We start from the raw sequence: 22,922 nt of genomic DNA on the forward strand, positions 1-22,922 counted from the left end.
GGTACCTCAAAGGTTGTCGTTATCACGGCCCCGGGTAGGAACCTCTTTGCGAAGGGGATGTCCCCGGTCGTAGTCTTCATGAAGCAGGATTCTGCGCAGGTCCGGGTGGCCCTCAAAGTGGATCCCCATGAGATCCCAGATTTCCCGCTCGTCCCAGTCGGCCGACTCCCAAAGTCCCGTGGCACTCGGCATGGTCGGGATCTCGCCCTCTTCTGTCGCATCGGCTTCCACTCGCACACGAAGAGCGGCCTTCGTGGAGAGAAGCTGGTAGGCAAGTCGGAAACGCGGGCTTCGCCCCAGGTTCAGCCCATCGACTGCACTGATGTCCGAAAGAAGATCAAAGGAAGGCGTGGCCTCGTTCTTGAGCCAGGCCAAAAGGTTCAGAAGTTCCTCCGGCTGAACCTGCAAAACCAGATCCCCCCGAAAATCATCGTGACGGAACAGGGAATCGCCGAAGCGCTCGATGGCGGAATCCCGAAGGGCAATCAGAGCTTCCTTCATTTGCCGACCTCCTCCGTCGCAGAACGCCCATCCCAGCGAAGGGCGCCGGAACCGAGAATGTAGAAGTAGCCCAGGAGAAGGATGAGAAGGAAAATGGCCATCTCCACCAGGCCGAAGAGCCCCAGTTCGCCAAAGCGGACAGCCCAGGGGAAGAGAAAGATCACTTCGATATCAAAGATAATGAAAAGGATCGCCACCAGGTAGAACTTGACGGAGAAGCGGTTGCGGGCATCTCCCTGTGGATCCATTCCGCATTCGTAGGAACCCATCTTCTCGCTGCGGATCACTCTGCGACCGACGAAGCGGCTGGCCGCCACCAGGGCCAGCGAAAAGACGAGAGAAAGGACAAGCAGGATGAGAATCGGGACATAGGAGCCCGAGGAATACTGATCCGTAATGGCAAATAGGGACATGAGTCGACTCCCGGATTCCTGCCTGAACAATCACTACAAGATAAGGGTTGTTCAGGCTTTCACAATGGGGAAGATATTGTTCAGGGTTTTCCCGCCTGTCAACCTCAATTCAGTTTCCAGGGGGCATCAGAAGACCAAAGAGAGCCGCATATCCTTCCCCCACCCAGAGGCTCATGGCACGGATTCCCTCTCCGGTTTCCCGGTAACGGGATTCTTTCGACTTCAGGGGAAATCCATCGGGTCCCCAGGGAGCTGTCCGGCGAAGATAGGGCAAGGAGGGAAGCGCTTCCACCCGGTCTGCGGAATCTGTCCAGGGGTAGAGTTCCAGCAGATCCGGGAGCGAACCAGACTGCCATTGCCAGACATAGGCTTCCAGAAGCAGCGAGGAACCGACACGGTAGATCCCCAGAAGAGTGGTCCCCGCTGTTTCTTTACTATAATGAAGAAGATCGGCCGCAAGAAGAAGGTCCTCCACTTCCGACCACTCCGGAAGTGCGGAAAGCCAGTCTCCATCGACCGGTATCGAATCCGCGGAGGCCAGGAAGTCAGAACCCAGCACTCTGATTTCCCGCATCGGTTCAAAGATCAGCGAAGGGAGAAAGCGCTCCGGCCCGATGAGAAAACTACCGCTCTGGGAATCGGCAAGGATCCACTCTTCTCTTCTGCGAGTCTTCAGAAGAAGTTCCTCCAGCGAAGCGGTCGCTGAAATCCCCGCCTCTGCCAAAGTCTTGGAGAACTTTGCGCTGCGAGGAATCGGGCAATCCCCGGGAAAGGGCGGAGTCCGGTAGCGCTGATACTGGAAATGAAGGGTCTCTTCGGGAAGGAGTGCCAGTGCTGTCCGGAAACTCTGGGCGCGCTCCTCTCTCTGCTGGGCCAGAGGAAGCACCACGGCCCGAAAGGCGATGAGAAATACGAGAATCAGAAAGACGGGGATCAGGACTTTCTTCACTGGTGAACCTCGTTGAAAGATTCCAGAAAGCGACTGGGATCCTGCTGGAAGCCATCTCTTATGGCAACCCTGCTCAGGGTCAGGGACTCAGCCGCACGGGTCATGGCGACATAGAGAAGCCGCCTTTCCTCCTCAACCTCTTCGGGGTCCTGACTTCGGAGAGCGTAATAACCGGGAAGGACATTCTCTTCAAGACCGACGATGTACACACGCCGAAACTCGAGACCCTTTGCCGCATGGATTGTCATCAACTGAACCGCGTCTTTCCCCTCTGCCAGGTCTGCGGCCTGGTAGAGAGCCAGAAAGTCCAGAAAGCTGGCAAGAGAATCCCCGAGGAATAACTCATCGAAGCGGGGAACCAGCGAGAGAATTCGATCCTCCTCGCTTCGCCTGCCACGGAAAAGTTCCGGAGCCTCTTTTTCCAATCCGCTGCTCTTGAGAAGAACTTCCTCCATGCTCGTTCTCTCATCTTCTCCGAGCATGCGGTCGAGCAATTCATTCCCGCTGGAGAGAAGGCGCCGCACTCCCTGACGGAACAGATCCCGGGTGTCTCCCTCAGACTGGGAAGTGTCTTTCCGGGGAGGGAGGATCAGAGACAGGGCCAGAGCCGGAAGAGCTTCCCGCCCGGACCGTCGCGCAAGTTCCTTCAAACTCAGTTTCTGCATCTGCTCGAAGGCTTCTGCAAGGCAGCGACAGTCATCGAGGGCCCGGTGGCGGGCCTTGGCCTCAATGCCGAAACGCTCATTCAGATGCTCCAGGCTGTTGCGCTGTTTCGGAAAGAGCGACCTGGCAAGAATGACCGTGTCAAAGAGAGACTGCCTGGGTCGTTCCAGCCCGCATTCCGCGAGCGTTCGCTGGTAGATCGGAAAATCATAACTGGAGCCATTGTGAGCAATCAGGTCTCTCTCTCCTGCAAAACGAGAGAAGTCCCGGAGGGCCTCCTTCAGTGCCGGAGCATCGAGGAGCATCTCATCGGTAATGCCATGGATTTTGGTGGAAGCGGGTGGGACCGGAGATTTACACTTCACCAGAGACTCAAAGCGGCCCACCTCTCTTCCGTCTTCATAGCGAATGCCCGCAATCTCGATAATCTCACAGGTCTTCGTATCCAGACCTGTGGTCTCCAAATCAAAGACGACAAAGTCCCTAAGAGGCCGGAACTCCGAACTCCTCCAAAGTTGATACAGACGAAAAAGCAGAATCCGCGGATCCTCTCCCCTGACCGGGTAGCTTCGGGAGCCCGTTTCCAGTGAGAGTTGCTCCTTCTCAAAATCCAGGAGAAGGCAATTCTCCTCTTTCCGGCCCTCTGTAATGGATCTGCGATACCAGGGTTCCATTCCCTGACGAAGCATGTCCGCAAGAACCCGGTCAAGAGTGCCATCCCCTGAGGAAATGCCGACCCTCTTTCCCCCCACAAGCAGAGTACGGAACTCCCGAAGAAGCTCATCGAGGCCCTCATGGTCATGGGGGCTTCCCGGGAGAGGATCCCGCTGGCTATCCTCAAAGAGCAGGAGAACTTCCCGAAGAAGTTGCTCCAGCGTTTTTCCTTTTTGACCGGTGCGGAGATTGCTGATCTGCCCGATCAACTGATCCAGCTTCCAGGAGATCCGGCTCAGGGATTCCAGACGATCCCCTGCCGAAAGCAGACTGTCCCTGCTTCCGGACTCGATCTCTCTTTCCGGAAGAAGGCCGGGAAGTTGAAGGCTGTCTGGAAAAACCTGCCCCGCCTGCTCCAGGAACCGGTCATCAGTGAGATCCGCAGATCCTTTCTGGAAATCAGACCAGCGCCGGGAAAGACTGCGAAGCGCGTCCCTCTGGCTTCGGATCGCCTGCAGGGCTTTCAGGTAACTGCTCCCGGTGGACCGGGAGACTTCACGAAAAAGGGAAAAGGCTCCTTCTCCGAGGCGGTCCCGAAGAAGCACTTCCCAAGCCTCCTCGTCATTCCTGTTCCGAAGAAGACGGAGCATGGCAACGCTTCTCCGGATTCGATCCTGGTCAAGAAGTGCGCGCCCCGAGACCAGTTCTGCGGGGATGCGTTCGGACATGAGGCGCCCTTCCAGATACTCTCCGATCGAGTGCTTGGGATAGAGAATCGCAATGTCATTCCAGAGCAGGGAACTGTCGCGAAGGCGGGCTTGACGGATGTCGGAGATCAGGAACTCGGCTTCTTTGGCTTCGCTATCAAAACTCTCCAGATGGAAGTCGCCCTTTCCTGTGGCACTACTGCTCAGAGTCCGGGCCTTCCCCTTCCCCGCATTGAGAAGCCGGGAAGCTGCACTCAGAATCCTCTCCCGATTTCGGTAGTTCTCATGAAGAACAATCTCCAGAGGCTGGTAGTCCTGTCGGTAGCTCTCCAGGTTTCTGCGATCAGCCCCTCTCCAGGAGTAGATGCTCTGTTGGTCGTCCGCGACAAGAAAGCTGCTGCTCTTTTCCGCAAGAAGCAGTTTCAGCAGTTGGTATTGAAGAGCATCGGTGTCCTGGAACTCATCGACCAGGACTCTGCTCCAACGCATCCGGGTCTTCTCGAGAAGTTCCGGTGATTCCTGAAGCAGGGTCCGACTGAGGAAGAGAATGTCATCGAAGTCGATAGCCTGCTCTCTGCGAAGAGAACGCTGGTACTCTTCGAAAAGCTCTCTCTTTAGTGAACTGAGATCCGCTTTCCCGGGATCAGCCCGGTGCATTCCAAAGAGACCCAGCATGGCCCTCAGTTCCTTGGGCTCCGGGTTTCGGGATGAGATCCCAAGCCGCTCCCAAGCCATGCGCAAGATCTGGATCTGGCGGTTCTCGTCGGCCAGCACAAAACCTGGGGCAATTCCGGCCTGTTCCGGATTCTCCCTCAGAAGATGAAGTCCAAAATGATGGAAGGTACCTGCGGCGATGGCGGAAGACTCTTTTCCGAGATAGCCTGACAGGCGGTCCACCATGACCTTTGCAGCCTTGCGAGTGAAGGTCAGCGCGAGGATTTCATCGGCAGGGACGCCTTCCATGCTGGCCAGATAAACGATCCGGTTGACCAGAGTCCGGGTCTTCCCCGTTCCGGGGCCGGCCAGAACCAGACAGTGAGGAGCGCTGCTAAAGACTGCCTCTCGCTGTTCGGGGTTCAGTTCCTTCTTCAGTTGTTCCCAGGGACTTTCCATTCGATTCCTCCAGAAAAGCGAGTATGAAAGGCGGAGGCGGGGAAGTCAAGAATGGCGCTCTCCTCTTGGCATCCGTGAGGCAATCTTCTAGACTAAGGAAAAGGAGTGTCACCATTTCTGAATTGCACGCCATGTGGAAGGATCGTCCCGCCTCCCCCGAAGGGCCGAGAAGCCCGGTCGCAGCCTTGCTGGACAATATCCGGAGTGCTTTCAATGTCGGCGACATGTTCCGCAGCGCCGATGCCCTGCGCCTGGGCCATCTCTATCTTGCCGGCATCACGGCCTTCCCCCCCAACAGCAAGTTGGAGAAGACCGCTCTCGGTTCCACCGACAGCGTCCCCTGGAGCCACCACCTCCGGGTCTTTGACGCCGCGGAGCAGATTCGCAGCGACGGATACCAGTTGGTCGCCATCGAGATGACCCCTTCCAGCCAGTCTCTCTTTGAGTGGCCAGGGCTGGAGAAACCCTGCTTTGTCTTTGGACACGAGGTCCTCGGAGTGGACCGGGAACTGCTTCGCCAGGCCGATGCCGTGCTGCACCTGCCCATGATGGGCATGAAGAACAGCCTGAATGTATCTTCCAGTTTCGCCGTTACCCTCTATCATTTTCTGGACAGATTCGGTCAACTCCCCTCCGGTTCGCCGGAACTGACTGAACACTATCTCCCCAACCGGCGGGAAGAATAGCCCTCAAGTGAATTTTCTCACAAAACTGTCTCGACAGGAGCGGCGGAATCCGTATTTTCGCATATGCGGACAAGCAAATCCTGATTGCCCCTTCCCCACTGGGAGCAGAAAAGGTGGCTATGAGGCCTGGCAGTCAGAGGTCCTGACTCCGGCCAAGGCGAAGGGACAAAGTCTTCTTGAACTGGACTTCGTGAGGAAGCAAAATCAGATTGTCGCTCTCTTCTCGGGAGCAAGGATCGAGGCAGCGGCGGTCGCTCCTCCGCCTCCTCCTCCTGCGGGAAGAAAAAGAAAGCATCGGGAGGCTGCTGATTGCGCTGCTATCTGCTCTGCGGAGGATTGAGTCGGAGAATGGGTCATGACAAGGCTCTTCTCCCCCATCCTTCCGGGGGGACCTTGCTGGAAAAACAGGCCGGGCTACTCGAGTCTCTCGGTGGCCCGGTCTTTTTACTCAGCGGAAACGGAAGCCGCTATCCAGCTCTCGGCTACCCGGAAATCCCCGATGTTCAAAAGGAAGCGGGGCCTCTGGGCGGTATTCTGGCAGCCTTGCGGGACGCTGGCGACGAGGAGGCCCTGATCCTCGCCGTGGACCTGCCCTTCCTTTCGGAAGACTCACTTCGACTGATTCTCGACGGCAAGGCCCGGGCCGATGCCACCCTCGCCTCCATCGACGGGGAGGCCCAGCCGGTGGCGGGACTCTGGCGTGCCTCGGCAAGACCCGCTCTGGAAGAAGCCTTGAGATCGGGAAACTGGAAACTCCACGATGTTCTCTGCAAACTGGAGCTTTGCCTTGTCGATCTGCCAGAGAAGGAACTGGAAAACTGGAACGAGCCCGGGGATCTATAGATTCAGTTCGACTCCTACCGGACAGTGGTCGCTTCCCATCTGCTCGGGACGAATCCAGGCATCCTTCAGTTTGCCGAGAAGGTTATCACTAAGGAAGAAATAGTCGATGCGCCAGCCGATGTTCCTCGCGCGCGCACCACTTCGGAGACTCCACCAACTGTACTGCCCTGTTTCCTCCCCGCGAATCTCCCGGAAACTGTCCCGCCAGCCGGATTCAAGAAAGCGGTCGATCCAGGCTCGCTCCTCCGGCAAAAATCCGCTGGTCCCCCCATTTTCTTTCGGGCGAGAAAGATCGATGGGTCGGTGGGCCGTGTTCACATCGCCACAGACCAGGACCTTTCGGCCCTCCTTGACTTTCCGGTTCACGAGCTTCTGAAACTCCTCGTAGAAATCCATCTTGAAGCTCAGGCGTTCTTCAGAGGCCTTCCCGTTGGGGAAGTAGATATTGTAGAGAAGGAAGTCCCCGAAGTCCGTGCAGATTACACGGCCCTCCCGGTCAAAGCGTTCGATGCCCAGTCCGGCTTCCACGCCCTTTAGAGGGAGTCCGTCCCGGACAAAGGTGACCACACCGGAATAGCCTTTCTTTTCCGCAGAGGCAAAGTGTGAGGTCCAGCCCTCCGGCGCCCTCAGTTCTTCCTCCAACTGATCCGGGTGAGCCTTGGTCTCCTGCAGACAGAGAATGTCCGGGCCGCCGGGCTTGCGAAACCACTGAATCTCTTCCTTGCGCTCGACGGCCCGGATCCCGTTGACATTCCAGCTTTCAATCCTCATCGCGGCTCCCGTGATTCTTGTCCCCGTTTGCTTCATTCCCCGAGGGGCCGTCTCCCGCGCCGAACTGTTCCAGCCAGTAATCCACTTCCTCGGAACTGATCCTCTGCGGCTTCTCTTCCACTGCCTTTCCTCTTCTATTCTTTCTGATTCTGGCAATCAGTTCCTCGGCGCTCATCACTCGGGCTCCCAGTTGGCGAGCAGGGCCGGCAATGTCCTTCTGGTCACTGGACACAAGCAGGATCTCATCCGGCTTCTTCCGCTTCCGGAGAGATTCGATCATCCAGTCATCCGCGCTGGGAGCATACTGAATATGCAAAGGTCCCGGCGCTATCTCCTGCCCGTAACGGGAACCGTCCACCACCAGGGTCCACCTCTTGCGGTCACGACTGAGCAGGGGAATCAGCAGTCGCTGTAATTCCAGGCGTGCTTCTCTTCGTCCTTCCACGCTTCCCTGGTCGAGAAGCGGTCGAAGCTCTTCCATGCGATGCATCACATTGAAGGCATCGATCCAGACCTCACTCATGGCCCTCCAGAACTACCTGGGCAATGCCAAGATCCTCAAGATGACTGAGAGAAAGATGGATTTTTCGTGCCCCGAGGTCCTGAAGAAGCTCAGCAGCCGTCCCGGTGCAGTGGAGATAAGGGCGTCCCAGATCATCCTTCCGCACTTCCATTTGCTTCCAGGCAAGTCCCTTGCGAAGCCCGGTTCCCAGGGCTTTGAGGAAGGCTTCCTTGGCGGCAAATCGAGCCGCAAAACCGGGCCAGGGATTCCGGTGCCTCTGGCAGTCAGCAATCTCGGCGGGCGTAAAGAGTCTCTGCAACAGGGACGGCCCCCTGCGAGCATGCGCCTCCTGCAATCTGCTCGGGGAGGCCAGATCTATGCCGGTTCCGAGAATCATGATGAAATGCTATCCCGCCTTCAGGAAAAAGACAAGGCCCGGCAGAATTGCCGAGCCTTGAATCCACATAATTATATTAAGCTAAAGCTCTGCATTTTCAATGAAATCCAGTAGCAGGCGAACCCCAAAACCGTTTCCACCCTTGGGAATATAGGCCCGATCGCTATCTCTCCAGGTGACTCCGGCGATGTCCAGGTGCATCCAGGGACTGTGATCGGCGAAGGTCTGCAGGAACTTCCCGGCGGTGATCGTTCCCGCCGCGCGGCCGCCGGTGTTTCTTACATCAGCCACTTTGCTCCGGATCTGCTCTCCATATTCCTCGAACATGGGAAGCGGCCAGACCCTCTCTCCGGTCTTTCCTCCGCTCTCGATCATCGCATCCCGGAAGGCCTCCCCCTTCTTGTTGCAGAGCATGCCCGCCGTCAGTCCTCCAAGAGCAATAACGCAGGCTCCGGTGAGCGTGGCCAGATCAATCATGAAGTCCGGCTTGAACTCCTTCGCATAATCGAGTGCATCGGCCAGCACCACGCGGCCTTCGGCATCGGTATTGATCACCTCGATGGTCTTCCCGCTACGGGAAGTCACAATATCGCCGGGCTTGTAGGCACGCCCGCTGGGCATGTTTTCGCAGGTGGCCACCAGGCCGATGATGCGCAGGGGAAGGTCGAGCTTTGCCAGGGCCTCGAAGACACCCAGCACAGCAGCAGCACCGCCCATGTCGTACTTCATGTCTTCCATGCCTGCGCCGGGCTTGAGCGAGATTCCGCCGCTGTCGAAAGTCAGGCCTTTTCCGACCAGCACGAGAGTCTTCTCCGCTTCGGAATTGTAGTCCATCTCGACAAGCCAAGGCTCCTCGTCGCTTCCCCGGGCAACCGCAAGATGAGCGGTGAAGCCTCCCTCTTCCAGAGCCTTGCGATCCTTGAGACGGGTTTCGATCCTTCCTCCCGACTTCTCTGCGATGGCCTTTGCAGTTTCGGCAAGATAGGTCGGTGTGGCCAGGTTCCCCGGCGCACACAGCAGGTCACGAGCCAGCAGAGTCCCCTTCGCATGAGCTTCCGCCTTGCGGCGCAGGGCATTCGCCTGTTTGAGATTGACACTCGCAGGCATGAGAATCGTCACCGTGGAAAGCCGCTTCCCATGGTCCTTGCGACTGCGGAAACGGTCATAGCTGTAGCCGGAAAGAATAAGCCCCGTGACGAGTTCAAAAATGTCCGCCTCTTCGGAAAGCAGGAGGGTGGCCTTCTTGATACCAAGGGAAGAATAGGCCCGCTGGGCTTGATCAGCAGCCTTCCGCCAGTCTTCCGGAAGAAAAGGTGCCTTGTTCCCCAGACCCACGAGAAGCCATCGGGAGGACTTACTCCCATAAAAGAGGTGGCTCTTGCCGGCCTCTCCGGTGAAATCTCCCAGCTCCCGGATTCCGGCAATCCGCTTCCTCTCGGGCAAGCTTCTCCCTGAGAAGTTCTCCCCCTCTTTGCTTTCCAGAACCACAAAGTTCTCAAATTCCTTCAACCCGGCCTGCGCCTTGATACTAATCCTCACGCTTCTCCTCCTTTGCGGGGATGTCTTTCTTCCAGATTGGCACGATTTCCTTCAGGCGGTCTATGAAAACCTGTATCGCCAGAAGAGCCTCTTTTCGGTGGGGTGCTCCCACGGCAAGAGCCAGCGAGGCCTCTCCCACCCGGAGAACTCCAATCCGGTGACGGGCCACAATGCAAAGCGGCCCGTACTCCTCTTGTAGGTCTCGAGCGATTTCCTGCATCTTCTCCTCGGCCATTTCGCGATAGGCACTGTAGTCGAGAGCCTCGACTTCCCGATCTCCACTGTGATCCCGAACCACGCCGAGAAAACCGAGAACGGCACCATGAGAGGGATCCTTCACAAGGTCAAGAAGGCTCTGCAGCTCCAGGGGATCGCGGGTGACCTCAAACATCATCCCCCCGACACTGGAGGGAAGAAGGCCACTTCGTCCTCGTCCTTCAGGGAGTGGTCGAGCTTCACATAGTCCCGATTGACCGCGACAAGAAGACTTCCAGACAGTGTCTTCAGTTCGGGTGATTCCTCGCAAAGCCTCTTCCAAAGGTCGGAGACCCGGGGAAACGGTTCCACTTCCCGCTCATCACAGCCGAGGGCTTCGGCAATCTCCCCGAAAAAGAGAAGTCGCAGGCTCAGGACTTGACCTCCCAGTGACGGTTCTTGTCAAACCAGCGGGAGCTGGCCAGAAGGAGAAGCATGAAGGCCGATCCGTAGTACACCCAGGCGGGCAGGCTCACGGCCTCTCCCCCTGCATAGGAATGCAAGCCGGAGAGCAGGTAGTTCACGCCGAAGTAGGTCATCAGAACAGAAGACAGGGCAAAGAAACTTCCTGCAGCCAGAGTCCAGGGGCGATTGAGGGCCTTTACCCAGCGGAAGTGCACCACGGAGGCATAGACCAGGATGGTCACCAGGCTCCAGGTCTCCTTGGAATCCCAACCCCAGTAACGGCCCCAGGATTCATTCGCCCAGACTCCGCCCAGCAATGTTCCGATGCTGAGCATGCCAAGACCTGTGGTCAGGACCTTCCAGTGCAGGTCGTTCAGACGGCGAATTGCCTGCCGAATGAAATCCTTGTCCGGGCCCTTGAAAAAATGGAGGGCCAGAATGGTCACGGCCATCAGTGCGCCCAGACCGAGGAATCCGTAGCTGCCGGTAATGACGGTCACATGAATGATCAGCCAGTAGGAATTGAGAACGGGAACCAGGGGTCCAATGGCAGGATCAAAGGTAGCCATCATTGCAACGCCCAGAACCGAAGCACTGAGGAAGGAAGCAAGTCCCGCCAGGATTCCCCGACGATCCTTCCACTCGAAAATCAATCCCGCTACCGCAACCGCCATGGCGATAAAGATCAGGGATTCATAGCCGTTGCTCAGGGGCGCGCGCCCGGAAGCAAACCATCGAAGCACATAGGCAATAAGGTGAAAGAAGAAACTCGCAGCAAAAAGCAGGAAGCCGATCGCATAGAGCGGGCTCTTCAAGGTCCAGGGTTCCCCCTTCCTGCGCAAGAGACTGATGACATAGGCCAGGGCCAGAAGAATAAACGCGCCCAGATAGGGAAGCGTCACCCGGCTGAATGGCTTCCAACGATTGAGCAGGAGTTCGGAGCCCAAAGACAGGGAAGAGGGCAAGACTTCGGAGCCGTACTTCTCTTGAAGGTCCGCTAGCGAGGAGACCGAAACCAGCAGGCCCGAACCATTCATGTTCCGGAGAGCTTCATGGAATCCTGTCTCCACTCCCCGGTACTCCTCCAGAGTTTCCCCTGAAAGTTCAGAAAAGATCTCTGCAGACCCTTCCCAGGTGTTGTTCTCGTCGCCCGGAACCGGGTAGATGCGAAGCGTCTGCCCCTGCATGCTCATCAAAAGAAGATTGAAGCGCTCATCAAAGATAAGGAGCTTCCTCTGCAGTTTGCTGCGGGAGCGGTCGGCCGTCCTCAGGGCCTCTTCGACCTTGCTGCCGAGAAGGTAGCGGCCCTGCCCGTCCATCAGGCTGGCGGCACTGACATGATCCGTGTCTTCGGAAAGCCCCAGAAGCTCCTTCAGCCCGGGAAAACGGATCGCAATCAGGGGCTCCTGTAACCAGTGTTCGGGATGAACCGTCCAACTGAGGAAGAGATCCAGCGGCTCCCATCCTTCATAGCTGCTCTTCTTGGTGACCTTCATGAGCATCTCACGACTCAGGGTATCCAGAGGCTTCATCCTGCCCCGGAAGTCCTGCACGAAGAGGGAGCCGAGACGATCCCGGGAGGCCCCGGAAAGAAAGTTCATCCGGGGATTGACCGGCATGGGCGCATGAGCCGAATGGTCGTGAGTATTTTGCGACATGAGGTCAGTTTCCCCCTCCGACTTTGGAAACGCATAGACGGAAGGAGACAATAGAAACAGGGAGAAGAAAATGAGGATCAGGGTTTTCTTCATGAGGATGCCTTGCCGACAGGCCAGATCCAGTTCTTGGCAAGCACCAGAATGAATCCAAGCGTGATCAGGATGTAGCTGATATAGGTGGGCCATTTGCCGGGATCATGATTCACTGAAAGAACCGTTCCCTTGCGATCGGGGTCATAGGAGGACTGGAAGTGCTTGTTCCCCCGATGCGAGAGTGGATGGTTCATGTAGATTCTGAACTCCTGCCCGTCGATGCCGGCTTCTTCATCGAAAAGGCGAACATGGCTCTCATAACTGGCCGGGTTGTTGGAACCCGGATAAGTCAGGAGCTGGAAGTCGTCCAGATAGAGAGAATAGTCCAGTTGGATCTTCCTCGAGCCCCAATGCAGTGACAGGGTTTCATCCCCCAGGGTCAGACGGTTCGCGCCACGCCCTCCCTGTGTCAGGAGGATCTTGCCGCTCTCGCCTTCAGGATTCCTCACTTCTACCCAGACACCGGCGGGCTTCTTCTCGTTCTCGCTCGGCCCGGGCACCCAGATCGCCGACTCGTAAATCTCGACCGGCACAAAGGAAAAGTCCCCGGCGCGAAGTACTTCTTTTTCGCCCACGGAGAAGGTCGTTCCCGCGGTCAGCGTTTCTTTTGCTTCCCCGGTCTCCATGTCGACCTTCTCCATGTCGACACTTGCACGGGCCTCAAGACTGCCATCTGCCTTGAGGAGAAGGGCCAGTCCGTTCTCATAGCGGTAGCGCAGGGGAAGTTGCGCCAGTTCTTCGGACTGTCCGGCATGGCCCATTCCAAAGTCCGGGAAGAAGGCGAAGAGGATCCTCTCTCCGAGAACTCCCTCGGGCCCTTCCACCTCGACCCGAATCATGGGATTCTTCATTTCCTCCGGCGCATGAACCATGTCCCTGCGAGCATAGTCGGGGTGGAACTCCAGGATGCGGAAGATGCGGTCCCCCACCTTTTTCTCCAGCGGGAGATTCGGGGTCAGGAGCAAAGATACTGGATCTCCTTCGGAGGGAATCTCCAGACTTCCGTAATTGCCTCCGCCCTTCACTGCCGGAAGGGCGTCTTTCACAAAATGAACCTGCAAGGATCCCAGACTCTGGGTGTCTCCCACGAAGATCGTCCCCTGCTTCATGGACCCCTGCGTGAATGTGGCGTAATTGAGAGCCGACACTCCCCCTTCGCCTTCCTGCAGGGTTTCCTCGTAGTGAGGCCAGTACTCCCGCACGGAGACCCGATAGCGCTCTTCTCCCAACTGGTAGGACTTGCGGAAAGACTGCTTCCCCGGTCGATAGAGATTGATGGGTTTGTACTCGGACGCGCCATCATTGGAGAGGCCAATGTACTGGAGCCTGCTGTAGAGATAGTCCGTGGACTGCCCCTCACGAATGGGCATGTTACCCTCATAGCCGAAGAATCGGGTGATGCCGGCACTGAGCAGAATCAGAATCACGGCAATGTGCACCATGACAAAACCAGTCTGCCGTCTACGATAGGGCATCCTGAGCAGGAGGAGAGCAACAAGATTGATGGTCAGGGCTGCGAGAAGAATCTCAAACCAGAGGGCATCGTAGACCATCCCGCGGGCACCCTCCAGCCCGTAACTTCCCTCAAGAAAAGTCGCCGCAGCAATGCTCACGGCGAATACGAGGAAGAGTAGGAGAGTGATTTTCAGGGAAGCCAGGAATCGGAAAAGAGGAAAGCGCTTGAAAGCGGGGCTCATTTACCACTTCCTGTTGAGAGAAACGATTGACAGGATTCACCCGTCTTTTCAGATTGGGGATTCCATCTTGAATCTTTTCCAATATACAAAGATCCAAAGCGGGAGCAAGGATTCTCAAAATGCGGAACATGGGACGCTATATTCGACTTCCCGAAACACTGGGAAGCCTTGAACTCCAGCTTCCTCCGGGAGTGGAAGAGCTGTTTGAGAGCATGGACACGGATGACAGCGATGCGGAAGATCGCATTCCCTACTGGGCGGAGATATGGCCGAGCGCAGACGGACTGATCCGCTTTCTCCTCTCCGGCAGAGGACCCTCAAGACCCGGCTTGGCACTGGAGCTGGGAAGCGGATTGGGGCTGGCCGGGCTGGCTGCGCTGCGGATGAACTGGAATCTGTATTTGAGCGATTTCCGCCCTGAGGCTCTGGAGTACCTAAGAATCAACCTGAAGAACAACGGTTATGCTCCTGAAAGAGCAAGGCTTGTGGACTGGCGATCCAAGCCTCTTTTGCAATACAACAGCATTCTGGGAAGCGACATTCTCTATGAGCAGCGATTCCTCGAGCCCCTGAGCCACTTCCTGCAAGAGGCTCTGCTCCCGGGTGCGGCCGCCTGGATTGCTGAGCCTGGACGGCCCGTTTCCGATGCGATTGTCCATGGCTTCCGAGAGCACTTCCGGGTTCGGGAACACGCCGCCAGAAGCCGGGTCGATGGCAAATGGAAGAGGATCCGGGTTCTGGAAATCAGGACTCTGCGCTGAAGCGGGGATCCAGTTCCAGTTCCTCGAGCATCCAATCATGCACCAGCCCATTGGAAGCCAGGATGGACTGACCGTAGACCAGATCCTCCCGGCCCAGAAGGTCACTCACTCTCCCCCCGGCAGATCGAACCAGACAGATCCCTGCCGCAATATCCCAGGATTGGAGACCCATCTCCCAGAAGGCATCGAAGCGTCCTGCAGCAACATAGGCCAGGTCCAAAGCTGCGGAACCCGCTCTCCTCACTCCCCGGCTTGCGTGGAGCATCCGGTCCATATTGCGAAGATTGACCTCTGCGTGTACCTGCCGAGCTTCTGCAAAGCCGGTGGCAAAGAGCATGTTCGCGGGATCCTTGCGAGGGCTCACCTTCAGTGGACGATCATCGAGAAAAGCCCCCTGGCCATCAATGGCATGAAATGTTTCCCGAAGAGCGGGAGCATGGATGATGCCCAGAACCGGATGCTTGCCCTTGAGAAGTGCTATAGAAATGGCAAAGAAAGGGTGGCCATAGGAGTAATTGCTGGTCCCATCCAGGGGATCGACAAGCCAGCAGAGCTCGCCCCGGCCCTTGCGTTGACGACCCTCCTCGCCCCTGAGAGCGGCCTCGGGCAGGGATTCCTCCAGAACACGAGCCAGCCTGTCTTCGCTCTCCCGATCCACCCAGGTGACAAGATCCCGCGTTCCCTTTTCGTCCACCTGCTCGGGATCCAGATTCCCGAACTCCTCCAGTTGGAAGTCCCCCACCTTCCGGACTTCCTCGAGCAATTGCTCATGCAACACTTCATTCCATCCGGGAATCGGCATGTCTCCTCCTTGCACGCCAGATCAAGTTCCCCTATAAAGGGTGCAGGAAAGGATAGAATGGCACACAAAATTGTCAATCTTCGCGATGGAAGTTTCCGCCTTGATGGCGGCGCCATGTTCGGAGTGGTTCCGCGAAATCTCTGGGAAAAATGCAATCCGCCGGACGATCAGAACCGGATCCTTCTCGGACTCAACTGCCTTCTTGTTGAGGGTGATGGATTTCTGGCCCTCATCGACACGGGAAACGGAGCCAAGGGGGACGACGATTTCCGGAAGATCTACGGCATGGAAAATACGGGCAAACTTGCCGAAGCCCTCCGGGCGCACGGGCGGCGACCCGAAGAGATCAGTCATGTCATCAATACCCATCTTCATTTTGACCACTGCGGCGGCAACACAATTCTCGAAGGCGGAAGTGTCCTTCCCGCCTTCCCCCAGGCCCGATACATCGTGCAGAAGCAGGAGTGGCTGGACGCCTGCAAACCCAGTGAAAGAAGCCGGGCCAGTTATCTTGCGGACGATTTTCTGCCCCTAAAGGAAGCCGGGCAACTGGACCTTGTGGAAGGCGAAGGGGAGGTCCTCCCCGGGATTCGGCTGATCCCCACGCCCGGACACACGCGCGGGCATCAGTCCCTTCTTGTCGAAGCCGAAGAGGGACCGGTCTTCTATGCAGCAGACCTCTTCCCGACCAGCAGTCACCTTCCCCTGCCCTGGATCATGAGCTACGATCTCTATCCGCTGGAAACTCTGGAGACCAAAAGACAGATCCTGATACGAGCCCGGGATGAAGGGTGGCTCTTCTTCTTCGAACATGAGGCAGATGAAAACGCGCTCGGGAAAATCGAGTGGGTGAAAACAAAAAAGGGGGAGAAGCCGGTATTCCGACCTCTCCCCCGTGTCTAGAGGAAGCTACATCTCGTCGAAGAAGTAAGGCTTCAGAGCATTCAGCCTCTCGGTGACCTCATCCGGATAGAGATGCCAGACCGCTGCGGACACGCTGGACAGAAGGCTGTTGCCGTCCTGGGGCGTGAAACAGTAGCCGGTGACTTCTTTCCCGTCCTCACTCACATGCAGGCTGGGCAGGGCAAACACGGTCTGATTGAGAATCCTGCCATAGTGCCCGTGATCCCGACCGAAGGAGAAGACCACACCGGAACTCTTCTGGCGAGTCTGGGCAAGGCGATCATTCCCGGCGATCTGCTCGAGGATGGTCTCCTTCTCCGTGGGCCGGTTCAGCTTCAGGCTGAACTGGATGATGTGCATGTACTGGGTGTTCACCTTCATCGCACTGGAGAAAACATTCAGGGGAATGTCCTTCGTCTCATAGAGGTGGAAGACATCCCTTGCATGGTGGGTGCCGAACTTTGCATCCCCGTGACTTCCCACTTCAGGGGAAGGGATGAACTTGCTCGATTGCGTAATGTCATTGGCACGGCGGATGCAGACGAAACGCCCTTCCGCCAGATTGTCGTCTCCGTGGGGCTTCAAGGCAATGTTCTCGATGACCACGGCAACATTGTGAGTGTTGCAACTGACGATCTGGAGGAACTCCTCCTTGCCGTGCTCAAGAACCTCGTCATTGATCCCCCGTGCATAGGGCTTTCCAAAACCGAACTCACTGCCCTGGGCAAGAAAGAGGCGGCTACCGTCTGCGTACTTTTTGTAGAGACGCTCCTTTTCCTCGTTGCCCGCAGGAGTACAGTCAATGATCACGGAAGCGCGCTCGATGGCTTCTTCTGCCTCGTAACTTGCTTCGAGATCCATTTCGGCAAAGCCACCCCGAGCCGAACCATCCACGCAGAGCTTGGCTCCCCGTTGAAGGAGATCCTTGATCTTGGGCTGATCCAATGGAGTGGGAGTCCGCTTATGGAAGGTCACCTCATCGATGCCCAGTTCCTTGCCAAAGCTCGTCAGAAGTCCGGTCAGGGGTTCCCCGATCGTTCCCGTTCCGACGACATGTACGATGCGTTTCATTGCACCAGTCCTTTGTTTCGACACTTCCGCCAGCACCTAGCCGGGGTCGCTCCCCGGAATATCAAAGCACCAAACATCCGTATCGTTCCAAACCCATCCCCCCAGAGGAGAGCACATCCATCTACCGGGATTGGGTTTCCTGCCCCAGCCCCAGCCTCCGGATCTTTTTGCCTTCACGGTAGACGGTTTCCTGCAGGACATCCCGCAGGAGTTTCGCATTGGTGTCCGCCTGCGCTGCAACTGGAGTGGTGGGATCGATGGCGACCACTTTTTCCCACTCCACGACTGCTTCGCCATACATTCTGCTTTCCGCAAAGGCGACACCGAGATTGTAGTGAGCGTCCTGGCTCCCAGGATCCGCCGCCAGTGCCCTCCGATAAAAGTCCATCGCAGCGTTCACATTGCCGCGATTGTATTCGGCTCCCCCCGCATTACAGAGAGTGGGAACATGCAGGGGCGCCAGTTCCAAAGCTTTCTCGTACCAGTAGACCGCCTGATCGTAGTCTTCTCTTTCATCATAGAGACGCCCCACACTGCCAACAGCCGGCAAGAAGTCCCCCATTTTCAGGGCGGCATTCTCGTATGCGTAAAGCGCGCTGTCCAGATAGCTCTGCCCGCCTTCATCTCTTGCGTAATCAAAGAAAGCGTCGCCAAGAAGCTTGGACAGAAGCGCATTGTCAGGATCTTCGCGCAGACGAATCTTTATGGCCTCGATCTTTTCCAGAAATCCCAATTCACTGTCCTGCTCCCAGATCCGATCACACCAGATCTGTCGCAAATCGTCCTTGGACTGAAAGGGCGCCTGTAGAGATACAAGATCCAAAGGAAGGCCCAGCTCCATCAGGAAACTGGCGCGGGAGACTGCCAGCGGCTCTCCCTTCGACTTCAGGGTGAAAACGGCCAGGCCGATCAGGAACAGAATCAGAAGAAGGACTATTTTCCGCGCTTTCATCAATTACCTCGTCTAGAAATGATGGGTTCTGCGTTTCCACTTTTCAGTGCTTCGCAAGCTCAAGGCCATCCCCCAACGAAACTCCACTCTCTTTCCCGAAGCCTGATACTCCTGAAGGAAAAAGGCAAGGTCACAATCGCCCTTTCCATCCTGAACCTTGAAGCCGGTTCCCAGAGACCAGAGGATCTCCTCCAGATAGCTTCCCTCCAGAGGATCCAGTGTCGGAAGATTCGCATGACGGAAACCGAGGCGAAGGGGGATATTCCTCTCCTCGCGAAGCCCCACGCGGGGCAATAAGAAGTTCCACTCCAGGCCCAGGCCCAGACGCGAGAGATCCCGCAGCTTCCCGGTCGTAAGCGGCAAGGAGGACTGACTCCAGGACTGCTGGAGCCAGTTCGCAGAAAGGACCAGATTCGTGCGCAGACTTCCGAGGCACTGTGTGCCGGGCAACTTCCATGCAAGTCCCGCCGACCAGGAAGCCGGAAAAACTCCTTCAAGGCCTGTAGGGGTATCCTCTTCTTCCCCGCTCACTTCTTCGGACTGTTCTCCCTGGAGATTGCTCTCCCCGCGATAGTGAAGAGACAGGCTGAAGCCCTCGGCAGGCCGGGCCTGAAGTCCCGCTCCCCACTGTGTCCCGCTCCACTCCGCACTTCGACGGATTTTCCGGTCATAGATTCCGGACGCTTCGGCAGGGAAATCATATTCCCACTCCTGGAGGAGGTTCCCCCGCAAGAGAGATAGATCCGCTCCCAGACGAAGATGGTTCTTCCAGGCCCAGGCCAGGGAAATCGGAAAGGAGCCCTGCCCCCCGCTTTGACTCAGGTGAGTCTGATAGCTTCCATCCCAGTCACCCTCCGGCACATCCTCGACCACTCCTGAAAGCGAGTAGGAAGCACGAGTTCGGAAAAGTGATCGATATCCAATCCCGAGTCTCCAGTCCTTCGGAAGAGCCAGAGTAAACTGGAAGGCCGGGAAATCCTGCCTTCCCTCCTTCCAGGTTCCTCCGATCGTGTCCCGACTTGCAATCCGAAACTGCAGGACGCTGGCATAAGTCACTCCATCGAGCGAGGCCAGAAGGGCCGGGTTTGAGGGAAGCCCGCTGGCAAGATCCCAGCGCGCTTCTGCGCTTCCGCCCAGAGCAAGGTCGTGGGCGTCTCCGTTGAGAAGCATTTCGCCGGGCAGTTGAAGTTCGATCGGACTTTCGGCAAGAGCAAGGGAGGCTACGGCAAGGAGGAGGAGGAAGAACCTAGTCAAAATCAGGCCTCCCCGTACTGAAGACTTCCAGCCTCGGACTCAGCCCGGGGCCTTCCTGGTGCCATCGGAACGATCGCAGGCGTTCGTCTAATCCGTTCAGTTCCAGAATCAGACCGTGATTGTCCGCTTCCCCGTGAATCCAGTCCTGCAGCCAGGATGTGATGGTCAGCACCAAAGGATCCTGGAGCTGTGACGAGGAGGTATAGAGGTCTACCGAACTTTGAAGAACTCTTGCATCCTCCGGAAGCAGCGGCGAAGAATGATCCAGGGAGTCAAGCGGAGCGAGAAGGCGAAGACTGATTCCCCAAGGCCCGTCTTCCTCGGGTCCGACCCCGAAGGTGGCCAGAGAGTCCGGGTAGAGTGAAAGGCGCGCACCAAGAACCACGATGCTCGAATCTAGCAGGCTTTCTGGCAGATCCAGTTCAAGGTGGCAGTATCGGGGAAGTCCGCTGGCCAGTTCCAGCGTAGCATCGGCTTCAGAACTTCGGCCGAGAGCCAGACCGTTTCTTTCGCAATCCTTGTTCCAGTCCGGTGTGTCTCCCCCATCCGTTTCATACTGAATCTTCAGGGAAGCCCTGGTCGCCGAAGCTTCTTCGGAATCGGCATCATGAGCAAGAGAGGAAATCGCATAGATCCGGAGAATCCCGTCGTCGCTGTCCTGGGCGAGTTCCAGAGCGATATGAACTTCCTCCCCCACGGCACTCGAATCGACCCAGGCCTGCACACTGTCGAGAGGAAGAGGAATCCCGTAGAGCGTCTGATAGTCGGTAATCCGGAAATACTCGTCGCTGATCGCCCAGGCATCCAAAGCCTCCAGAGACTCCAGAGGTTCTTCCGGATCCGGCCAGGAGGAAAGACGAAGAAGGCGAACCTGCAGGTCGCGTTCAATGTGAGGATTGTCCCAGGGGGCATCTTCTTCCACGGGCCAGAACTGCGGTGGTAGATGGAGAAGCAGTCCGGCCTGCAGAAGGGATGAGGGCGAACCTGCGAAATCGTCCAAGTGAAAACTGAAAAGGGGCTCGGAGTGAAATCCGCTCACACTGTCTCGCCCACAAAAGAGCATTGTGGGATTGAAGAGGGGAAGCGGCTCATCCCATGAGAAGATGGAACTGACCAAAGTGGAGTCCACCATCCGTTCCACCACAGGAGGAACCGGCAGATCCGAAAGCTCGGGGCCCAGAGGAGTAGGGCCGGGTCTCAGGCAGGCCGCCGTCAGCAAGAGCAGAAGCCCGAGTGCGATCAGGGAGTTTCTCACGCAATCCATCCAGAATTCAGGTTTCAAAAGAAGCTGCCGAGAATTATCACAGCCCCCCAAGCTTGTCAAACAAGCCCTTGATCTTGTGAAAGATAGCTAAAATCTGCTGAGAAGAAAGAGTTCCACCCCGTCAAATGCGGGTTCGTAACGGCAGACCCCGCCCACGCAGAGATACCCGGAGCGGCGGCCACCCACTCCCAGGCGCAGTTCATGGTGCTTGCCCAGGTGCCTTGCGAACTGCACACCGGTCCAGCGTGTCCGCTCTTTTTCCTGCCTCTCCCAGATCTGCTGATCCCTTGACCAGTTCAGAAACTCGGTGTAGAGGGACAAACTCCAGCCGTCCCAGTCCTGATACTCCAGCATCAGGAACTCGTCATCGTACTGGCCAACGATGTCAGAGTTCTTGTGTTGATGCTCCCACTGGAAAGTCCAGTTGCCATGCTCGCTGCTGATATGGAGATCCATCACCAGAGTCAGATAATAGTCCAGACTCCAGCGTGCAAGAGAATCACTGGCGGCCACCTGTTGGAAGTCAAGCATCAAGTGCAGGGGCGCATCAAGAGCGGCCAGAGTCCCATCCCACTCGAGGAAGGACTCCCGGAACTCCCCGTCCAGCTTGCCCTCTTCCAGAGACCGACTCTCTGCATAGGAAACGGTGAAGATCCCTTTCGAAGTACTGGCCGAGAGGTCCAGCAGGATTCCCTGTTCGTCCTCCGGGTCGAGTTCGTGGGGATGCCGGTTCAGCAGCGTCGCCCGCGCGTCATGCAGAAGAACCGGAGGCTGGTTCATGAGCTTGCCGTCATGGGTCTTCAAGGCAAAGTTCTCGTACTGTTTCAGGGCTCCAAAAGCCGTAAAGGGCCCCGACTGCCAGGAAGCTTCCAGGACATGACCCTGCCCGTTCTCCCGTCCCGGTCCCCGCAGCTTCCGGCCTCCCTCCCAGTCCAGAGAGAAGGTCTCATTCTGAAAACCCGCACGAAGGGACTGCATCTGGGGGGAGAATTCCGAACCATCCTCCATGACCAGAGCACTGCCCCCGAAATGATGGCAATTCAAGCGGTAGTCAAAGTCCAGGCCGCTAATCCGGTCCCCGCGCTTGCGCTCGCCCGTTTCCATTTGACCATTTTCCACGCGCCCCGTCAGAAGAGAGGCAGTCCAGTTCTCTTCCTCCTGCTCAAGAAGCAGTCCATCCAGATTCGTGTCCACTCGCAGATCCCGGTTCTCAAAACTGCGGAGAACCATCCCCCGACCGAAGAGCTTGGTGAAAGTACCGACCCTCAGCCTGCTCTTCCCCATCGTGAACTCCGCAAAGCGGTGACTCAAGCCCTCGCTGGCTTTCCCGTCCGTACTCACCGTGGGGTCAGGCGGAGAGAAGGAGGAATATCTCAGCCCGAATCTCCAGGCCTCGCCATAGAGATCCAGATCCAGCCAATCCTCGATGATGTCGATCTCCCTTTCGGGGTCGTGGCTTGCCTGAAGCTCATTGGAGGCCATCAGGGAGAAATCCTGCGCAAACACAGGCAGGGCCAGAGGCAGCACCAAAAGGCAGAGGGAACTAGTTTTCACGGCTCTTGTCCTCCGGGACGGATAGCGCGGGCAGTTCTTTTTCCAGGAGCGCCTCCCAGCGTTTTACGGTTTTGGGAGGAAAACCCGTCTGCAAATCCAGCATCCGGCCATCGGGGGCAATGAGGACATTGTAGGGAACTCCCCGCCCCCCCATCATCCGCAAGGCCTTCTGGTTCGGATCCGTGTAGACCGGAAACTGGAATCCGTGGCGCTTGACGAAGGGCTTTACCTGTTTCTGCGTTCGCGGATCATCGATACAGACCGTCAGGAGGGTCAGCCCCCGCTCTTCCCACTGCTCGTGGAATTTCTCGATCTGGGGAAGCTCGGCAAGACAGGGCTTGCACCAGGTCGCCCAGAAGTTCAGGAGAACGGCCTCTTCTCCCAGGAAGTCATCGAGTTTGTGCTTCTTCCCGGACAAGTCCTGAAGAATCACATCCGGAGCCCTGCGCGCTTTCTCCGCCAGTGCAGAAAAAGCCATCAGAAGGACAAGAACACACAGGAGAATCCTCTTCATT

The 22,922-nt window shown here is 57.0% G+C and carries 23 protein-coding genes; 4 read left to right on the forward strand and 19 right to left on the reverse strand.

Annotated elements, in window-relative coordinates; translation table 11 throughout:
• Window positions 1–6: 6 nt before the first annotated feature.
• From QGH30_01585 to QGH30_01600, 4 genes are all read right to left on the reverse strand, one after another.
• Window positions 7–501, reverse strand: a complete 495-nt coding sequence (locus QGH30_01585; GenBank protein MDP7021031.1) for an NADH-quinone oxidoreductase subunit C — start codon at window positions 499–501, stop codon at window positions 7–9.
• Window positions 498–914 carry an NADH-quinone oxidoreductase subunit A gene (locus tag QGH30_01590; protein ID MDP7021032.1) on the reverse strand — a complete coding sequence of 139 codons (417 nt, stop codon included), beginning with the start codon at window positions 912–914 and terminating at the stop codon, window positions 498–500. The genes QGH30_01585 and QGH30_01590 overlap by 4 nt, the downstream gene beginning before the upstream one ends.
• A 109-nt stretch (window positions 915–1,023) precedes the next feature.
• A complete protein-coding gene (locus tag QGH30_01595; GenBank protein MDP7021033.1) occupies window positions 1,024–1,863 on the reverse strand; it encodes a hypothetical protein in 840 nt (279 codons plus the stop codon).
• Complete coding sequence (locus tag QGH30_01600) at window positions 1,860–5,000, reverse strand: UvrD-helicase domain-containing protein (protein ID MDP7021034.1); 3,141 nt, start codon at window positions 4,998–5,000, stop codon at window positions 1,860–1,862. Before QGH30_01600 ends, QGH30_01595 begins: the two co-directional genes overlap by 4 nt.
• Window positions 5,001–5,131: 131 nt before the next feature.
• On the opposite strand from QGH30_01600, the gene QGH30_01605 reads away from it, so the two are divergent.
• Together QGH30_01605 and QGH30_01610 are read left to right on the forward strand one after the other, a co-directional pair.
• Window positions 5,132–5,686, forward strand: coding sequence for an RNA methyltransferase (locus tag QGH30_01605; GenBank protein ID MDP7021035.1), 555 nt, complete (start codon window positions 5,132–5,134; stop codon window positions 5,684–5,686).
• A 309-nt stretch (window positions 5,687–5,995) separates the two neighbouring features.
• Window positions 5,996–6,529: a molybdenum cofactor guanylyltransferase gene (locus QGH30_01610; protein MDP7021036.1), complete on the forward strand. Its 534-nt coding sequence runs from the start codon at window positions 5,996–5,998 to the stop codon at window positions 6,527–6,529.
• On the opposite strand, the gene QGH30_01615 is transcribed toward QGH30_01610, so the two are convergent.
• The 8 genes from QGH30_01615 to QGH30_01650 form a co-directional block, all read right to left on the reverse strand.
• Complete coding sequence (locus QGH30_01615; GenBank protein ID MDP7021037.1) at window positions 6,524–7,300, reverse strand: exodeoxyribonuclease III; 777 nt, start codon at window positions 7,298–7,300, stop codon at window positions 6,524–6,526. The genes QGH30_01610 and QGH30_01615 overlap by 6 nt on opposite strands.
• A complete protein-coding gene (locus tag QGH30_01620; GenBank protein MDP7021038.1) occupies window positions 7,290–7,823 on the reverse strand; it encodes an NYN domain-containing protein in 534 nt (177 codons plus the stop codon). Before QGH30_01620 ends, QGH30_01615 begins: the two co-directional genes overlap by 11 nt.
• On the reverse strand, window positions 7,816–8,199 hold the full coding sequence (gene acpS, locus QGH30_01625; protein ID MDP7021039.1) for a holo-ACP synthase: 384 nt from the start codon (window positions 8,197–8,199) through the stop codon (window positions 7,816–7,818). The genes QGH30_01620 and acpS overlap by 8 nt, the downstream gene beginning before the upstream one ends.
• Window positions 8,200–8,280: 81 nt before the next feature.
• Complete coding sequence (locus tag QGH30_01630; protein MDP7021040.1) at window positions 8,281–9,738, reverse strand: leucyl aminopeptidase; 1,458 nt, start codon at window positions 9,736–9,738, stop codon at window positions 8,281–8,283.
• Window positions 9,728–10,129 (reverse strand): molybdenum cofactor biosynthesis protein MoaE, encoded by a 402-nt coding sequence (locus QGH30_01635; protein ID MDP7021041.1) that lies wholly within the window; start codon window positions 10,127–10,129, stop codon window positions 9,728–9,730. Before QGH30_01635 ends, QGH30_01630 begins: the two co-directional genes overlap by 11 nt.
• A complete protein-coding gene (locus tag QGH30_01640) occupies window positions 10,129–10,362 on the reverse strand; it encodes a MoaD/ThiS family protein (protein ID MDP7021042.1) in 234 nt (77 codons plus the stop codon). Before QGH30_01640 ends, QGH30_01635 begins: the two co-directional genes overlap by 1 nt.
• Window positions 10,363–10,364: 2 nt before the next feature.
• Window positions 10,365–12,149, reverse strand: coding sequence for a cytochrome c biogenesis protein CcsA (gene ccsA / locus QGH30_01645; GenBank protein MDP7021043.1), 1,785 nt, complete (start codon window positions 12,147–12,149; stop codon window positions 10,365–10,367).
• A complete protein-coding gene (locus tag QGH30_01650) occupies window positions 12,146–13,846 on the reverse strand; it encodes a cytochrome c biogenesis protein ResB (protein MDP7021044.1) in 1,701 nt (566 codons plus the stop codon). The genes ccsA and QGH30_01650 overlap by 4 nt, the downstream gene beginning before the upstream one ends.
• A gap of 128 nt (window positions 13,847–13,974) precedes the next feature.
• On the opposite strand from QGH30_01650, the gene QGH30_01655 reads away from it, so the two are divergent.
• Window positions 13,975–14,607 (forward strand): hypothetical protein, encoded by a 633-nt coding sequence (locus QGH30_01655; protein MDP7021045.1) that lies wholly within the window; start codon window positions 13,975–13,977, stop codon window positions 14,605–14,607.
• Here QGH30_01655 and QGH30_01660 read toward each other — a convergent pair.
• Window positions 14,591–15,409: an inositol monophosphatase family protein gene (locus QGH30_01660; protein MDP7021046.1), complete on the reverse strand. Its 819-nt coding sequence runs from the start codon at window positions 15,407–15,409 to the stop codon at window positions 14,591–14,593. The two genes, QGH30_01655 and QGH30_01660, sit on opposite strands and share 17 nt — an antisense overlap.
• Window positions 15,410–15,466: 57 nt before the next feature.
• Between QGH30_01660 and QGH30_01665 the strand changes: the two genes are divergently transcribed.
• Window positions 15,467–16,312: an MBL fold metallo-hydrolase gene (locus tag QGH30_01665; protein ID MDP7021047.1), complete on the forward strand. Its 846-nt coding sequence runs from the start codon at window positions 15,467–15,469 to the stop codon at window positions 16,310–16,312.
• 6 nt (window positions 16,313–16,318) lie between these two features.
• Here the strand turns inward: QGH30_01665 and QGH30_01670 are convergent, their stop codons facing one another.
• From QGH30_01670 to QGH30_01695, 6 genes are all read right to left on the reverse strand, one after another.
• Window positions 16,319–17,383: a hypothetical protein gene (locus QGH30_01670; GenBank protein MDP7021048.1), complete on the reverse strand. Its 1,065-nt coding sequence runs from the start codon at window positions 17,381–17,383 to the stop codon at window positions 16,319–16,321.
• 121 nt (window positions 17,384–17,504) lie between these two features.
• A complete protein-coding gene (locus QGH30_01675; GenBank protein ID MDP7021049.1) occupies window positions 17,505–18,335 on the reverse strand; it encodes a tetratricopeptide repeat protein in 831 nt (276 codons plus the stop codon).
• Window positions 18,336–18,347: 12 nt separating this feature from the next.
• The gene (locus QGH30_01680) at window positions 18,348–19,589 is read right to left on the reverse strand and encodes a hypothetical protein (protein ID MDP7021050.1); all 1,242 of its coding nucleotides are present in this window, start codon (window positions 19,587–19,589) and stop codon (window positions 18,348–18,350) included.
• Window positions 19,582–20,844 carry a hypothetical protein gene (locus tag QGH30_01685; GenBank protein ID MDP7021051.1) on the reverse strand — a complete coding sequence of 421 codons (1,263 nt, stop codon included), beginning with the start codon at window positions 20,842–20,844 and terminating at the stop codon, window positions 19,582–19,584. Before QGH30_01685 ends, QGH30_01680 begins: the two co-directional genes overlap by 8 nt.
• 96 nt (window positions 20,845–20,940) lie before the next feature.
• Window positions 20,941–22,407 carry a DUF6029 family protein gene (locus tag QGH30_01690; protein MDP7021052.1) on the reverse strand — a complete coding sequence of 489 codons (1,467 nt, stop codon included), beginning with the start codon at window positions 22,405–22,407 and terminating at the stop codon, window positions 20,941–20,943.
• Window positions 22,397–22,921: a TlpA disulfide reductase family protein gene (locus QGH30_01695; GenBank protein MDP7021053.1), complete on the reverse strand. Its 525-nt coding sequence runs from the start codon at window positions 22,919–22,921 to the stop codon at window positions 22,397–22,399. Before QGH30_01695 ends, QGH30_01690 begins: the two co-directional genes overlap by 11 nt.
• Window position 22,922 lies beyond the last annotated feature (1 nt).

Source organism: Candidatus Krumholzibacteriia bacterium (genome assembly GCA_030748535.1).
GTDB lineage: Bacteria > Krumholzibacteriota > Krumholzibacteriia > JACNKJ01 > JACNKJ01 > JASMLU01.